The organism is Shewanella spartinae (assembly GCF_019457555.1).
GTDB classification, from domain to species: Bacteria; Pseudomonadota; Gammaproteobacteria; order Enterobacterales; family Shewanellaceae; genus Shewanella; species Shewanella loihica.
This window is the reverse complement of record NZ_CP080418.1, coordinates 3905008-3921189: the sequence shown is the minus strand read 5'-3', so window position 1 is coordinate 3921189 and position 16182 is coordinate 3905008. Positions and strand designations below refer to the sequence as shown.

General features: G+C 55.1%; 12 protein-coding genes. 4 read left to right on the top strand and 8 right to left on the bottom strand.

The window, feature by feature from the left end; translation table 11 throughout:
- Positions 1-10: 10 nt before the first annotated feature.
- The 5 genes from K0I31_RS16905 to cutA all read right to left on the bottom strand — a co-directional run bounded on the left by K0I31_RS16905 (position 11) and on the right by cutA (position 8262).
- Positions 11-3265 (bottom strand): glycoside hydrolase family 2 TIM barrel-domain containing protein, encoded by a 3255-nt coding sequence (locus K0I31_RS16905; RefSeq protein WP_220079135.1) that lies wholly within the window; start codon positions 3263-3265, stop codon positions 11-13.
- A complete protein-coding gene (locus K0I31_RS16900) occupies positions 3262-4263 on the bottom strand; it encodes a TolB family protein (protein WP_220079134.1) in 1002 nt (333 codons plus the stop codon). Before K0I31_RS16900 ends, K0I31_RS16905 begins: the two co-directional genes overlap by 4 nt.
- 93 nt (positions 4264-4356) lie before the next feature.
- Positions 4357-5985, bottom strand: coding sequence for a cation:proton antiporter family protein (locus K0I31_RS16895; protein ID WP_220079133.1), 1629 nt, complete (start codon positions 5983-5985; stop codon positions 4357-4359).
- A gap of 148 nt (positions 5986-6133) precedes the next feature.
- Positions 6134-7942, bottom strand: coding sequence for a protein-disulfide reductase DsbD (locus tag K0I31_RS16890; protein ID WP_220079132.1), 1809 nt, complete (start codon positions 7940-7942; stop codon positions 6134-6136).
- Positions 7939-8262 carry a divalent-cation tolerance protein CutA gene (cutA, locus tag K0I31_RS16885; protein WP_220079131.1) on the bottom strand — a complete coding sequence of 108 codons (324 nt, stop codon included), beginning with the start codon at positions 8260-8262 and terminating at the stop codon, positions 7939-7941. Before cutA ends, K0I31_RS16890 begins: the two co-directional genes overlap by 4 nt.
- A gap of 258 nt (positions 8263-8520) precedes the next feature.
- On the opposite strand from cutA, the gene K0I31_RS16880 reads away from it, so the two are divergent.
- The gene (locus K0I31_RS16880) at positions 8521-9129 is read left to right on the top strand and encodes an FxsA family protein (RefSeq protein WP_220079130.1); all 609 of its coding nucleotides are present in this window, start codon (positions 8521-8523) and stop codon (positions 9127-9129) included.
- 13 nt (positions 9130-9142) lie between these two features.
- Here the strand turns inward: K0I31_RS16880 and K0I31_RS16875 are convergent, their stop codons facing one another.
- Positions 9143-10978: a protein kinase domain-containing protein gene (locus K0I31_RS16875; RefSeq protein WP_220079129.1), complete on the bottom strand. Its 1836-nt coding sequence runs from the start codon at positions 10976-10978 to the stop codon at positions 9143-9145.
- Positions 10979-11189: 211 nt separating this feature from the next.
- On the opposite strand from K0I31_RS16875, the gene K0I31_RS16870 reads away from it, so the two are divergent.
- Both K0I31_RS16870 and K0I31_RS16865 read left to right on the top strand, forming a co-directional pair.
- Positions 11190-11534 carry a hypothetical protein gene (locus K0I31_RS16870; RefSeq protein WP_011867058.1) on the top strand — a complete coding sequence of 115 codons (345 nt, stop codon included), beginning with the start codon at positions 11190-11192 and terminating at the stop codon, positions 11532-11534.
- Positions 11535-11639: 105 nt separating this feature from the next.
- Positions 11640-12296 carry a thiopurine S-methyltransferase gene (locus K0I31_RS16865; protein ID WP_220079128.1) on the top strand — a complete coding sequence of 219 codons (657 nt, stop codon included), beginning with the start codon at positions 11640-11642 and terminating at the stop codon, positions 12294-12296.
- A gap of 107 nt (positions 12297-12403) precedes the next feature.
- Here the strand turns inward: K0I31_RS16865 and K0I31_RS16860 are convergent, their stop codons facing one another.
- Both K0I31_RS16860 and K0I31_RS16855 read right to left on the bottom strand, forming a co-directional pair.
- On the bottom strand, positions 12404-13426 hold the full coding sequence (locus tag K0I31_RS16860) for a porin (RefSeq protein ID WP_220080888.1): 1023 nt from the start codon (positions 13424-13426) through the stop codon (positions 12404-12406).
- A gap of 514 nt (positions 13427-13940) precedes the next feature.
- Positions 13941-14999, bottom strand: coding sequence for a porin (locus tag K0I31_RS16855; RefSeq protein WP_220079127.1), 1059 nt, complete (start codon positions 14997-14999; stop codon positions 13941-13943).
- 367 nt (positions 15000-15366) lie between these two features.
- Here K0I31_RS16855 and tcdA point away from each other — a divergent pair, with 367 nt between their 5' ends.
- Positions 15367-16179, top strand: a complete 813-nt coding sequence (gene tcdA / locus K0I31_RS16850) for a tRNA cyclic N6-threonylcarbamoyladenosine(37) synthase TcdA (protein ID WP_144202770.1) — start codon at positions 15367-15369, stop codon at positions 16177-16179.
- Positions 16180-16182: the final 3 nt, after the last annotated feature.

Here is a 16182-nt window from a genome sequence, read left to right as displayed (position 1 = left end):
TTCCTTATTGTTATTGTCTTGCCAGGTTGCTGATATCGTCATCGCTGCCCACTGGCATCAGGGTAAAGCCGAAGCGGATCGGCTCGGCCTTGATGCGGTAGGGCCCGTGCACAGGACGGCCCCAGGAGGTGTCACCGCCGACGCCCATCTGGCGGTAATCGATATTCCAGGTGACGAACTCCCTGAGCGGGATCTCGGCGCCGTGGTTGCGGGTGACGGCCACCAGACCTGAGGCCGAGTCCTGGGCATCGCCGCGGCGAAAATCTATGTCGGCCTGGGCGAATGGCCAGAGGCTGGTCTGTAGGGTGGCGACCTCATCTGCCTCCTTGCTGCCCTGATCTCCGGACAACTCTCCTGCCTTATTTCCGCTTTGGGCCTGGTTAGCGATCGCTAGCCATCCTTGACCCTGATGATTTGTCACCGCGGCGTAGCGCACCTGGGTGCGCTGGCCCGTCTCCTGGGGTCTTGGGTATCTGTGATAGGTTTGCTCGATTGGCAGGGCATACCAGCCCAGGGGATTGCCCGACTGGCGATCGGCATAGGTCTCCTCTGGGCCGCGGCCAAAGTAACTCAGGTATCTGTGCTCAAAGCCTAGCCTGGTGCTGAAGCCGAAGCGGGGCAGATCGGCGAGCGGCTTATTCCCAGGGATAAATTGGCTGTCGATAGCCAGGCGCCCTGCATTATCCAGGCTGTAGCGGGTACGCAGGCTAAAGCCCATCTCGGGATGGCTCTGGCTGATGGTCAGACCGAGTGCGGAGTCGCTTGCTATCTTACTGACCTTAAGTTGCTTTGCCGCGTCTTGCCAGGCGCTGGCCCACTCGGGCATCTGATTACCCAGATCGTTATCGGTTGGCGCGCGCCAGAAGTTGGCCACCAGAGGCGCCTTAAGCTGAGGCTCACTCTCTTGGTAGATCTGGGTCAGCCAGCCGCTGCGCTTATCAAACTCATAGCTCAGCTCACCCGAGATGAGGCGATAGCTGTCGCTATCTTCGCTTATCTTGGCCTGGTTTTTCTTTACTTGGTAAGCGGTTTTAGCCGCGTAGCGCGGCAGGGCGAACTGCTCGAAGGCGATGCGGTGATCGCTCGGCAGCAGGGGTCTAGGGGTATCGACCAGTACCTCGAGTAGCAGGTGATACTCGAAGGGGGCGCTTAAGCTTTGTTTGCTATGCAGCTTGAAGCTCACCCGGGCCTGCTCGCCAGGGGAGAGTGTCGGCATGGCCTGGCGCTTGCTGGCGATGATCTTGCCATCTCGCTGCAGCGTCCAGTTCAGGCTCAGGCCAGATGTGGAGGCGAAGTCGAAGCCGTTGATGAGATTCACTGAGGCCTTATCACCCTCAATCTTAAAGTCTCTCAACTTGATGGGTTGATAGACCTTCTTCACCTCGCTCAAGTGGGGATGGGGATTACGGTCGGGATCCACCAGGCCGTTGTTGAGGAAGTTGCCGTCGGTGGGCATATCGGGGTGATAGTCCTTACCGTAGGCCCAGTACCTCTGACCTAGATCGTTGGTGAAGGCCAGCGCCTGATCCACCCAGTCCCAGATGAAGCCGCCCTGTAGTTGGGGATAGGCCTCTATCACATCCCAGTAGTCTTGCAGGTTGCCCACAGAGTTGCCCATGGCGTGGGCGTACTCGATCATGATCAGCGGTCGGTCGCTGGCGCGCTCGGCGTATTCGCGTATCCGCTCGATGGAGGGATACATGGGGGCGACGATATCTGTGTAAGGCGCCTCGCCCGCCGGTTCATACTGCACCGGGCGGCTGGGATCCCGCTGCTTTATCCACTGGTAGAGGCGCTCGAACAGCTTGCCTTCACCGGCCTCATTACCCAGAGACCAGATGATCACCGAGGCGTGGTTCTTGTCGCGCTCGACCATACGCTCGATACGTGCCTGATGGGCGGGCAGCCAGCTCATCTCGTTGCCCAGCTGGGTCTTGTCGTCTATCGCCAGCGGGTGGGACTCTATGTTGGCCTCATCGATCACATACAGGCCGTAGCGGTCGGCGAGGTTGAGCCAGTAGGGATGATTGGGGTAGTGGCTGGAGCGCACCGCATTGATATTGTTCTGCTTCATCAGGCGGATATCCAGCTCCATGGTTTCTCGGCTGACCACATGGCCGGTTTGGGGATCTGTCTCGTGGCGATCCACGCCGCGTATGGTGATCGCCTTGTTGTTGACCTTAAGCTGACCATTTTCGATGGCGATCTTGCGCACGCCTATCTGCTGACTGGCAACCTGAAGCGTCTCTCCCGCCTCAGTCTTGAGGGTCAAGATGAGCCGGTACAGATTCGGCATCTCGGCGTTCCACAGCTTGGGATGCTTTAGGGTCTGGCTAAAGTCGAGCTTGGCATCGCCTTTCAGGCTCAGGCGCTGGTTATCTTTCGCGACCTGCTTGCCCTGGGGATCCAACAGGCGCGCCTCTAATTCAAGGGCTCTTACCTCTGGCTGGTGGCTGGTGAGATTTACCCTGATGGCAAGCTCGGCTTGGGTGAGATCCTCGTTTAAATGAGTAATAACCTGGATATCTTCTATGCGCTGCTTGGGGGGGGCATAGAGGTAGACCTCGCGCTCTATCCCTGTCATGCGCAGCATATCCTGGCTTTCCAGGTAACTGGCATCGCTCCAGCGGATAAGCTGCATGGCGACAAGATTGTCGCCCGCTTGCAGGTAGGGGGTAATGTCGAACTCAGCCGGGGTCTTGGCGCCCTGGCTGTAGCCGACCTCACGGCCATTGACGAACAGGGTGAGGGCCGAACGCGCCGCGCCTATGTGGATAAACACCTGTTTTTGCTGCCAATGGGCGGGCAGGGTGAAGGTCTTGCGGTAGAGGCCTGTGGGGTTGTGATCATTTGGTGCATCGGGCCACTTCGTGTCGAAGGGATAGCGCTCATCGAGGTAGATGGCGTGGCCGTAGCCTTGGGTCTCGAAATTGCCCGGCACCTGTATGCTGCCCCAGTGGCTGGCATCAAACTCGGGAGCGGCGAACTCTTTGGGTGTGGCATCGGGATTCTTGGCTAGATGAAAGCGCCAGCGGCCGTTGAGAGCCAGATAATGCTGGCTGAGTTCCATCTCATCTAACAGCGCCAGGGGCTCGGATTCATAGCCGAAGAAGCTGGCATGGGGCGCCAGCTTGTTGATCTCAAATAGGGTGTGATCCTGCCAGCGATCCCTTGCAAACGCCGGGTTGGAGATTACTAGCCCAAAGACTAGGGGGAATGCAAGTGTATAGGAGAGTCTCTGTAGCAGAGAGAAGCGGTTGATCATTGTGGCGTGTCCTTACGTTGCCAGGTGATGGCAATAAAATCCAAAGTGGGGCTGATGGCGATACGAGAAGGGCTCTGATGGTGCGGCGTCGGCGGGGCAAGCTTAGTTACCGCCTGCCAACCGGGCAGCTCTTGCTGCGGTATCTTGGTCATTCTTTCATGTGTGCCTGCTAACGGGGCGTAGGGCCAGGCGCGAAGCACAGTGCCCTCAAGGTTAAACAGCCAGCCATCGCTGCTCCAGGCATAGTCTTCACTGCCCTGGCCCAGGTCGATAAGCGGCGTGTGGCTGCGAGATTTTGGGTCGAACAGGGTGACCACTCGCTCGCCGTCCATACGTTTCTTAAGGTAGCTGAACTGCTTGATACTCGGCAGGGCGTGCAGGCTGCGCCCGACATCGCTCACCACGAAGTGGCGCTCGTCGGCGCTTTCGCCGACTGGCTCATAGTAGAGGTTATAGCCATATCTGGCCCAGATCAGGGTGCCGATACCCTCTAGCCTGGCATAGTAACCTGCTGGGATCAGGCTGTTTACCGCGCGCTCGGGAGCGGTTTCATCATGCAGTGACTGCCGCCAGATACTCTGGTGGGGCACGCCCTGCTCGGCCACATAGGTGAGGAGCTCAGAGGTAATGCCCTGTGAGTTTAGCTGAGGCGAGTATTCGCTGATCTCTGGGGTGTGGGTCAGGGCGGTTATTTCGCCCGTGTCGATGTCGAATCGATAGATGTCGTTATGAACACCTGCGCGATCGGACGCGAACACCAGCTGCTTGCCCTTGGGGCCAAATGCCGCCTGGTTGTCGTAACCCGTGCGGTCGCTGACCCTGATGGGCTCGCCGAGTCGCCAGTGGGGGGCCTCGGCCTGTTTGGCTAAGGGATAGAGCCAGATGTCATAGCCCGCGGCGCTGACCTGAGCGGTCACGCCAGCCAATAGGCAGAGACTGGTCTTGAGTATGTTTCCGAAAGTATTGTATTGATTAGTTTTTTGTTTTTTTGTCGGCACAGTATTGTACTTCCCATCTTATCGCAGGATGGCAAGTACAATACAAGATATTTAGAATAATGTATACAATCTATGGTTTGAGCGCAGTTAGGGCTAGCCTGTGGTCTCCTGGGTCTCTACGGCGATGTCGGCCTCGTGCTGCTTGCCGGACTTGAGCTCGCAAACCACATGCTCGACAAAACCGGCGCCGGCGGCCTCGTAGAGGTTGAACACGCTGTGCACCCCGGCGGCCTTGAGGGATTGGGCATCCTCGCTGTATTGCACGATCGCGCTCAGCTTGCCCTGATAATCTAGGCGTTTTAGTTGCTCCACCGCAAACTGGTTACCCGCGTGGTGGGGCATGGCCAGCAGCACCAGCTCGAGATTCGGCGCCCTGTCCAGCTTCTCCCAGAAGTCGGTATCCGAGGCATCGCCCTGTACTACGTTACGTCCCTGTTGGCGGTGGAAGTCCACCAGATCTTGCTTGTGTTCTATCCCCAGGATCTCACCGTCAAACTGGTTGGCCAGTTCGTCATAGGCACCGCTACCGATACGCCCCATCCCCAGGATGAGGAAGCGGGGGTTGCCCACGGGGATCTGTCTGTCTTCGGGGTGTAGCGGGTGTCTTTCCAGCTTCTGCAACCGGCTCTGAAACTTCTGATACAGGCGGGCCGAGGCGGCGTTAAGCGGCGCGGCAAACAAAAAGCTGAGGCTGAGGGCTACTGCTAGGATCACCAACCATTGCCCGGGTAGCCAGCCCTTGCTGGTGGCCACGGCGGCGACGATCAGGCCAAACTCGCTGTAGTTGCCCAGGTTGAAGGAGGTCATCAAGGAGGTGCGCGAACGCAGCCTGAAGTGGGTCAGCAGATAGAGGAAGAGCACTATCTTCACTGGGACGATAAGCACCAAGAGGGCCGCCAGACCGATGTCGGCGAAGCTCGGCAGGCCGTTGAGACCGACCGTGAGGAAGAAGGCCACCAGAAACAGTTCTTTGAAGTAGAAGAGCGACTTGGCCAGCTCAGATGACTTGGCGTGACCCGCCAGTAGTATGCCTATGATAAGCGCGCCCAGATCCGGCTTGAGGCCGACCAGTTCGAATAGACCGGCACCCACCACCAGAGCCATCACCAGGCCGAAGAGCACCAGGAGCTCGCCGTGACCGACCTTGTCGAACGCCTTGTATATGAGCGGCTTGGCGAAAGGCAGCAGCAGGAGTCCCAGGGCCCAGATGGAGGGAATATCCCCCTTGGAGATGGTGAGGAAGGCGACGGCGAAGATATCCTGCATGATCAGAATACCGATGGCGACACGGCCATAGAGTGACTGCATGTCACCCTTATCTTCGAGCACCTTGACGGCGAAGATGGTGCTGGAGAAGCTTAGCGCGAAGGCCAGCAGGGTCAGCTGATTGAACGCCAGTCCACTCAATTGTTCCAGCCCCAGCAGGCCGAGCAGCTTAAGCAGGGGCACCAGGAAGATGATAGATCCCATCAGGTGCAGGCTGGATCCTGCCCACACCTCGGCCTTAAACAGGCTACGAATATCCAGCTTGAGGCCGATGGCAAACAGCAGCAGGGTTACACCCAGCTCCGCCAGCTGTTCCAATAGGGGCAGGCTGCTCTCGTCGATGCCGAAGAGGAATAACACGAAGCCCGCGATCAGATAACCTATGAGTGGCGGTAAACCGATACGACTGACAAGCATGCCACAGGCTAAGGTGATGATGAGGATGGCGGGTTCCATGTTGCTCCTAGAGGTCCGTGAGGTATACCCCTGATTGTATAGGAATTGGGTTAACTATAAATGAAAACTTTGATGAGCGAGCTATCTTTTAGCCCCTAATAAAAAACCTCCCGTAGGAGGTTTTTAGGTAGCTTAAGGCCGACTGAGCTTACTTGGCTAGCAGGTGATCCAGGTGGGCGGCAAACTCCGCAGGCTTCATGAAGCCGGTGACGCGCAGTTCGTCGCGGATCTCGCCCTTGGCGTCGAACATCAAGAGGGTAGGTAGGCCCAACACCTCGTAGTGCTCAAGTAGCTCGATATCGATGGCATCGTTTTTGGTCACGTCGGCCTGGAGGAACACCATCTGCGACAGACGAGCCTGCACCTCTGGGTCGACGAAGGTGATCTTCTCAAATTCCTTACAGGCTACACACCAGTCGGCGTAGAGATCCAGCATCACAGGCTTACCCTGGGCACTGGCGGCGGCCACCTCGGCCTGCAGATCTTCAAGGCTCTTGATGGTCTTGTGGCTCACCTTATGGCTTACCGCACCGGTTTGGGTCTCATAGCCCAGGCTGGTCATGACGGCCTGGAAGCCGTAGGAGAAGCTGCCCAGCAGGGTCATCAACAGCAGTACGGAGCGCACCGTCTGTTTCCAGTTAAACTCGGTGAGTTTGTTCTGATGCATCAGGTAAGCAGTCAGACTGACGCCCCACAGGGCCCACAGCAGATCCGACACCAGTCCGGTCCAGATACGGCCTATCATCAGGATAGAGACGGCAATTAGCAGGAAGCCGAACACCGTCTTGATCACATCCATCCAGGCGCCGGCACGTGGCAGCAGCTTACCGCCCGATGAGCCGATGATCAGCAGCGGCAGACCCATGCCCATGCTGAGCACATAGAGGGCCAGGAAGCCTTGCATCAGGTCGCCCGTTTGCGCCACATAGACCAGGGCGCCCGATAGCGGCGCCGTGGTGCAAGGGGATGCCACCAGACCCGAGATGATCCCCATGACAAACACGCCCAAGACGTTGCCGCCTTTTTGGTTGTTAGAGAAGCGATTCATCTTCTCCTGCCAGCTCGATGGCAGGCGTAGCTCGTACAGGCCGAACATTGAGAGGCTGAGCAGTAAGAAGAGGATCGCCAGCCCCACCAACACGGCAGGGTGTTGCAATGCGGCCTGATATTTCATGCCCGCGGAGGCGACGATAAGCCCCAGCAGCGAATAGGTGATCGCCATTCCCTGTACATAGACCATGGAGAGGCTGAAGGCCTTGCCGGTAGAGAGCTTCTCGCCCTGGCCGACGATAATGCCAGACAGGATCGGGTACATGGGGAAGACGCAGGGAGTCAGCGCCAGGCCTATGCCCAGGCCGAAGAAGATAACCAGGGTCCACAGCAGGTTGTCGCCAGATAGCATCTGGCTGAGAGAATCCTGTTGGGTGATAGGCGTCTGGCTTCCTGCAGTTTCAGTCGCAACTGGTGTCGCTTTCATCGCCTCTGGCAGCAGACCTGCATTGGCGGCGACCTGAGTCAGGGACGCGCTACGTGTGGTGGGCGGGAAGCAGAGCTTACCCTCGGCGCAGCCCATGAAGGTCACGCTGATGTTGGCCTCGGCCGTGGCTTCCTTGAGAGCCACAGGCACCTCGACGTAAGAGTAGTAGACCTCCTGCTCGCCGAAATACTCATCGTTGTGAGCCTTGCCCTTAGGTAGCTGGATCTCACCCAGGGTCGCGCCGTCGGCGGCGAACTTGAGCTTGTCGCGATACAGGTAGTAACCGTCGGCGATCACCCAGCTGATCTTGACCAGGTTGCCCTCTTGTTGGGCATCGAAGACGAAGGCCTGATCCACAGGCATCAGCTGAGGTTCATCTTTAAGAAAATCAAACTTACTGTTGCTGAACAGGCTTTCACTTTGCGCCCCGGGGGCGATCAACAGCAGGGTCGAGAGGAAGAGGAACAGTATTTTCTTCATGATAGTGAGGTTTCTTTTATCCATGCTAAGTAAGCCGCCGAACCTGTGTGGATCTCTGTGGCGATCAGCTCGGGAACTTGGTAGGGGTGCAGCGACAAGAGGCGTTGCTCCAACTTGTCGTAATGACGGGCGAGACATTTTATCTGCAGGCATACCTCTGTCTCCTGACACACTTCACCCTCCCAGGTGTAGAGTGAGGTGACGGGGGCGGAGATCTGAATACAGGCCGCCAGCTTGGCTTCCACTAGTGCGCGGGCCAGGGTGCTGGCCGTTTCATTGTTCGGGCAGCTGGTGGTGACGAGTAGACATTTTTCCTGCATCTGTTGCTATTACCCTGTATGGTCATTAATTGGGTGTTAAGGTAACCGGGTTATACTGGCTCACAAGGGTATCGTGAGCGTTAGCTACTTTACGTGTTTTGTCGGCGACTTGCATTAAGCTATTGCTAAAATAGTGAGCTTATCCCAAGTTTGTCACTGGGATAAATTCGCTAAAAAGCCGTCCGACTTGAAAGTAGACCCGTTCGCCCCCATTTAGTTTTCAATCAATTAGAAATTTCGTCAGTTTGTGAGGTCAGCGTGTTTTTCATCCTATTGATTATCTTTGTTCTCATTCCCGTTATTGAGCTCAATGTGCTGATCCGCGTTGGCGAAACCTTAGGTAGCTGGACTACCGTGGGCCTGGTGATCTTCACCGCCGTGGTGGGGGTCTCTCTGGTGCGCAGCCAGGGGATACACACCCTGATGCAGGTGCAGCAGAAGCTGGCTCGGGGCGAGGCGCCGGGTCAGGAGATCGTCGAAGGGATGATGCTGGCCATGGCCGGTCTACTGCTGCTGATCCCAGGTTTTGTGACCGACTTTATCGGTCTCTTGCTGTTGACTCCGCTCACCCGCGCGCCCATCGCCGCCTTCCTCTACAAGCGGATGCAGGTCAAGGTGAGTCAACAGGGGGGCTTTCATGGCCAGTTTGGGAACGGCCAATTTGGTCACGGCCAGTCTAGGCAGGGCCCCTTCGATGCAAACCGTTCGCCTTTTGATCGCTCTCCCTTCGATGAGCAGGGCAACACCTTCGATGGCGACTATGAGCGCAAGCCAGATCCTTCCGATAAGCTGGATGAAGAGCGTCAGTTAGGCGACAAGCCTGAGGGCGATAAGGCGAGCGACGAGGACAAGCGCGAGCCGAAGTAAATCGGCTTAGCGATTACTCTTCCAGTTGGGCCATTACTTCCTTGGGATTTCTGGGATAGAAGTGGTCCGCCTTCCTGTCGATATGTTGAAAACGGCGGGTGTTCTTGTAGGGCAGTTTCATGAAGCCCGATACCCCTTTCCCCTGAATCTTATCCACATGGCTGAGGATCCTGTCCAGGCTCGCCCTGAAGGCCGCCTGTTTACGGGGATTCAACAGACGCAGATAACTGTGGATCTTCATATGGTTAGGTAACACCTCGAAGATGATGCAGCCGGTGTGATGGATCTGGTTGATCCAGCCAAGCTCAGTCATGATCTCCTTGGGCAGCTCCAGGTTTTCATCCGGGTCGCGGCCATCCTCGAAGTAGGAGTGCAGCCTGGATTTATCCTCCAGCGAAGGTACATCGCCCACCTCGAAGGGCAGCTGCTGATCTGGGCTTGGTTTGAAGGGCTGGCTGGTGTCGTCGCGTTCCAGATGCAGTGTGTCGCGGGCGTTGAAGAAGCAGGCCTTAAACACCCCGATACGGCGGATGCCCCGCGCCAGGGTCACCATGTTGTTCACCGCCAGGATGAGCGCCGCCTTCTCCTCGGCGTTATAGGTGGCCAGGTTAGAGTCGATAAACACCCCGGACTCCTGCCAGTGGATCGCCAGGCCGCCAACCAGCGAATATTGGCCCACCCGGCTGACCGCGGCGATAAAGCCCTTCTCTGTGTCTCCCATGCCCGCCATGAAGTTGCGGTAGTATTTTTCCAGCTGGAGATCGTCCATCTTCTCTATCGGCTCATCTTCGTTGTGCTCCCGCAGGAAGGATTTACGTGAGCTGTAGGTGACAGTCTCAACATCTTTGGCCTGCTTGAGCGTCCATACCGGGATCTCAGGCTGCAGTGGCGCCATGGGTAGATCCGGCAGATGCAGACGATGGCTATGGGCCATGCTCTTGAGAAAGTAATCCCCGGCTCGGTTACGGGTGGCGGGATCCTCGCTGAGCATGCCGTCTAATGTACGGGCCAGCTCTATGGGCAGGCCTATGCTGCTGGCGGGGATCACCTTGCTGCCGAATCGGCTGGCCTGACCCGAGGCCAGGGCGTAGAGAGTCGCCGCCACCCCTTGCTCGTCGAACCTGGGGCTGGAGAGGGCGCCGCTAAGCTGCTCCTCGCCGATGAAATAGACATCCCCCATGCGGGCGTTGGTGTGTTGCTGATCGCTGGAGAGCAGATCCATTACGTTGCCGTTGACCGGATTGCCCTCGCCATCGCGCTGGGCAAATACCGCCGAGCCCCAGTCGATCAGCGAGAGATGATCCCGCTCCATGTCGTACACCAGGTTAGAGGGCTTGATGTCGCCGTGTACCAGAGGGCGGCCGTTGTGCAGATAGTTGAGGATCTGCGCCAGCTGGCGGGCGATACTGACTATGATGCGCGCCGGCAGGGCGCCATGCCTGAGGCAGAGCTTGTCGAGATCTTCCCCCGGCGCCCTGGCCATCACCAGGATCCCCTGCTTGCCCACATGCTCAAACTTGATCACCGGCGGCACATTAGGGTGGATCACCTGGGAGAGCATATAGGCCTCCTCCTCCAGCCTGTCCTGGATCTGCTGGGGCAGGGTGATACGGGAGAACTTGAATACGTGCGCCTGGCCGTGGCCATTGATGCCGGCGAACACGAAACCGTAGGCGCCCTTGCCCACTAGTTCGATATCTGAGTAGCCCAGCTTGCTCAGCTGCTGTTTACAGAGCCTAATCCACGCCCTGTGTTTACGGGCGTCATCGGCCTTGAGCAGATAGATAGACTGCTCTTCGGAGATATAAAAGTGTTGTAGCTCAGGGCTGGGGGCTTGGCTGTTGGGCATGGGTCATTTCACTGAATATCGATATGTTTTTATAGCAAGAAGCGGCGGCCAGGCACAATAGCTAGATTTTTCAGCAGTGCGATGCCTAACCGATATTTTCGTATGAGATGTTGACCTATATCAATTCTGTTACATACACATACAGGTAACCTGAAGCTAATATAAAACTAAGCTTCATTTTTGAGCGACTTTGATGAGTGAGGAGGGCGAAATGACGGAACTAAACAAAGCCCTATTGATTGAATTATTAGAATATCCGAGGAAGCGCATCGTGCAGTCGATGGAGCTAAAGTTTTGTCCTCACGCGGGTTTTTTCAATAGCACAGACCCCCAGTGCATCCATTGCTATCAAGGGATGGAGTGCGTCTGGATGAACCATAACGATGAGCTGGTGGCCGTCGAACGCAAGTCGGTTGCCGAGCTGAAACAGCAGCTGCTGATCGCGGTTGATTTTATCGATTCTAGCCTCACCCCCCATCACCTGTCGCGCCGTAACTGCGAATGTGAAAACTGTGTCTGGCTCAGACGGGTACAAAAAGTCCTGGATATTCAATAACGACCAAGAGAAAAGCTTGCCGAAATAATCGGTAAGCTGGCATCTTGGCCGACGAGAGATTAGAGTAGCCTGCATAATGAGACACTTGCTTATGCGGAGCTAACGATGCAACCCAGTTTTTGGCACGACAAATGGGCCTCACAGCAGATAGGTTTTCATCTCGACGAGGTCAACGCCCTTCTTATCGACTATTGGCCGCAGCTCGAGTTAGCTGCCGGCAGCCAGGTCTTCGTTCCCTTGTGTGGTAAAACCTTAGATCTCTGTTATCTGGCCGAGCAGGGGCTGGAGGTGATCGGCTGTGAGCTGAATCAGAGCGCGGTGGAGCAGTTCTTCAGCGACAACGAGCTGCCGGTCGAGCGACAATCGAGCGGCGAGCATGAGTGTTACCGCACCGAGCAGGTGAGCATCTACCAGGGGGATCTGTTCCGATTGCCGAAGGAACCTCTCGAGGCGGTGAGCGGCTTCTATGACAGGGCGGCGCTGATCGCCTGGCCGCCTGAGATGCGCCAGCAGTATGTGGAGTGCCTGGCCGGTTTATTGCCGCCTAAGAGCATAGGCTTGCTGATCACCTTAGACTATCCCCAGGAAGCGCTAAACGGCCCGCCATTTGCGGTATCCGATGCCTGGATTCAGGAGCATATGAGCCCCTATTTCGAGATCGAGTGCCTTAGCACCCAGGATGTGCTGGCCGAGAATCCAAGGTTCGTGAAGAAGCAGGTGCCCTGGCTGACCGAGTCTGTCTATCGTCTGGTGAGGCTTTAAGCTACAGAAACTTAAGCTACAGAAACCTAAGCTAAAAAAATTAAGCGTTAGAAAGTAAAAAGGCGACCTAGGGTCGCCTTTTTCATCAGAGCCTGAGGCTCATCGAATTAGAAGTCGTAACGAACACCAACGGTGAAGATGTTATCGTCTTCTAGGTCAACTTTCATGCCAGCAACTTTGTGGTCGCCTTCGTACATTGCATAGTGACCGTAGATCAGAGTTGATTTAGCTACGCGGTAGTCAGCACCCACAGTGATGTTAGTCACGTTGATGTCAGTACCAGCTACACCAGAGATGTTTTTGTAGTACTTACCGAAACCAGCTTCGTCTTTACCGTACTCGGCTTTCAGGTTAACGCCGTTCAGGTTGTAGGCAACGTTCACGAAGTAAGTGTTGTTGTCTGTAGAACCGTCTTTAACGCTTTCAGAGTTTTGGAATAGACCGCCAACTTTGAAGTCGCCTAGCTTAACTTGAGCAACACCACGGTATGCGTCGATACCAGAGATGCCTTTGTTGTAAGCTACTGCAACATAGTAGTTTTGTGCCTTGAACTTCTTGTCACCCAGAGTCGCGCTTAGAGCGTACTGGTCATCAGCATTTTCAACGCCAGCCTGGTTGTTGTCAGTCATCAGGTAAGTCGCGTTCAGAGTGATCAGGTCAGCGATCTTTGGAGAGTAGTACCAGATACCGTCAGCGCTACGAGTTTGCGCGCCTACCAGACGGTCGATATCGGCGTTTGAGTTACCGAATAGGTCGATGCCACCTTCAGATTGCTTGAATACTGTGTCGTTACGACCAACAAGCAGGGTACCGGCTGCGCTCTTAAGACCTAGGAATGTGTTACGAGCCTTGAATACGTCACCTTTAGAAGAAGTATTCTCAACTTGGAATTCCATTTGGTAGATAACATCGATACCGTCAGAAATCTTTTCAGAACCTTTCACACCTAGGTGTGAGAAGTTGTTCTCAAGAATAGTACCATCTTTACCTTCTTGAGTAGTTGAACCCTTGTCAGAGTTAGTTAGGGTTAGGTCTAAACGACCGTAGAAGTTAGGGCCATCGGCTAGCGCGCCGAATGAGGTCAGTGCAATAACAGATGCTACTGATGCAGAGATTAGAGATTTTTTCATGTATTGTGCTCCCAAGAACTGAGTTCTTTTCCATTTTTTAATGGTTATTAACATAGTTTCCATAATTTGCTCCGAGGGTCCGTTCTCGTAACAAAGTTGGCCAGAAGTTTACAGTTTTATGGCAGCAAGAGTGTGGCGCAGATCAAATTTCTGCTTATCAAGGTTAGCTTTACGAGGAATTTGTGACAGATCTGTCTCATCCGTTTAAAAAACAGCCAATCCTTGTAAATTTAACGTATTACGCCTACTCCCAAAGGGGTATGTGCTCTGCTGTTGATGTAAACAAACTGTAACTTATTAAGAAGTTGCTAAAATTGTAGGCGTTTTGCTTGAGAAAGCATAAATATGTTTAAAAAGTGTGCGCTTACGCACAGTTATTGCCTGTTATTTAGCTGAAAGGGACGAAAAGGGAAGCAAGCTGTGGCTGCGCAGATAAAGCCACGCTGCGAGTAAAGCGGCTAGAAGAAAAGCAAAAAGACGGCTCTTGGCCGCCTTTATTTAAGCTGGGAACAATTTAGAAGTCGAAGCGCATACCTATGGTGACTATGTCATCACCCAGATCTTGTTTCATGCCAGCCAGTTTCAGGTCGCCATCATATTTAGTGTAGTGACCATAAAACAGTGTGCTCTTACTGATACGGTAGTCGGCACCTATGCTGAACTGTTGTAGATCTACGTCAGACACGGTTTCCATGCCCGCGCCATCGCTACCACCCACATAACGCTTCACATACTTGCCCAGACCCGAATCGTCCTTACCGTACATCGCCTTAAGCTTCAGGTTGCCCATCACATAGGCGGCATTGATAAAGTAGGTATCGCCTTCTAGGTTGGCGTACTTGCTGTCCACATGTTCACTGTTCTGATACAGGGCGCCCAGAATCACCTGGCCAAATTTAACCTGTGCCACACCGCGATAGGCTTTTACGTCGTCGATGTTGTCGTTGTAGGCCGCGGCAACATAGTAGTTTTGGGCCTTGAGCGCCTTATCACCTAAGGTGGCGCTGAGGGCATACATGTTATCTGGCGCCACACGCTCGTTGCCGTCATAGGTCACATAGTTATCTTCCATCAGGTAGGTGGCATTTAATGTGATGAGATCGGCGATCTTAGGCGAGTAGTAGGTGATACCGTCAGCGGTACGCGACTGACCGGCGGCCAGCAGGTCGATATCTGAGTTGGTGTTACCGAAGAGGTCGAAGCCACCTTCGGATGCCTTAAATACGGTGTCGTTACGACCCACCAGGGCGGTACCTATAACGCTTCTTAGGCCCAGGTAGGTGTTACGTGCGGCAAAGGTGTTGCCTGAGTTGTCATAGTTGCTGACACCAAACTCCATCTGGTAGATCACTTCCAGGCCGTCGGCGACTTTTTCGCTGCCCTTCACCCCTAACCAAGAGAAGTTGTTCTCTATGATGGTGCCATCTTTCTGGTTTTGGGTGGCGATACCATTATCCGAGTGAGTGAAGGCAAGATCGGCACGGCCATAGAACTGAGGACCGTCGGCGAGCGCGGTGAATGAGGTGGCTGCGAGGGTGGCGAAAATGCTTGCCGATAGAACAGATTTTTTCATTGTCATCTTCCTGTAGCGATTATGGCCATCTCAAAGAGGGCCTTTGATTTTTTTAGCTAACGAGAGTCATGGGCCCAGAGGGAGCTTTCTTGGCCGCTTATGCTGTGTCGCGGCGTCAGTGTGCCCAGAAGTGCAATGTTGAGATGTGATCCGTGTCGCAAATCATTGGTTTTACGTGAGTTTTATCATGTTATTTTACATTTAAAAACAGTGGGTTAATTTGCTATTTACCCTGTGTCACCCTCTGCTTGCCAAGCTGCTGCAATCGCCCCATAGGCTTAACACTTGTCACCGTTTTTCTTTTTGGGATTTTACCTAGGATTGCGGTAAAATCGGCGGGTTTTTAGTTATCTTACCGGAGCCCACCTTGAGCCAACCTGAACTCTCTGACGCCTATCTCAATCGCTTTGCCGGCATTGGTCGCCTATATGGCGCCAAGGCACTGACCCGATTTGCGCAGTCCCATGTGGCTGTGGTCGGCATAGGCGGGGTAGGTACCTGGGTAGCCGAGGCACTGGCCCGTAGCGGCATAGGCGAGATCACCCTAATCGATCTCGACGATATCTGTGTCACCAACACCAATCGCCAGCTGCACGCCCTCAAGGAGACGATAGGCGAGTCTAAGGTGGCCGTGATGGCCGAGCGTATCATGCAGATCAACCCCGAGTGCCGGGTCAATCAGGTGGAAGATTTCATCACCACAGATAACCTGAATGACTATTTTACCGGTCGCAAGCAGGGCGGTAGCTTGGACTATGTGGTCGACTGTATCGATGCGGTCAAACCTAAGGCGGCGCTGATCGCCCACTGTAAGCGCCAGAAGCTGCCGATAGTGACGGTAGGCGGCGCCGGCGGCCAGACAGATCCCACTCAGATCCAGGTGGCGGATCTCGCCAAGACTTACCAAGATCCTCTGCTGGCCAAGGTGCGTAACCTGCTGCGCCGCGAATACAACTTCTCTAAGAATGTGCAGCGCCGCTTCAGCATAGAGGCGGTGTTCTCCACCGAGCAGCTGGTCTATCCCCAGGCCGATGGCAGCGTCTGCAACGTCAAGGCCACGGCCGAGGGCAGCATGCGCATGGACTGTGCTTCGGGCTTCGGCGCTGTCACAGTGGTGACAGGTAGCTTCGGCTTTACCGCCGTGAGCCGGGTGCTGACCAAGCTTGCCGCCAAGGCATAGCCG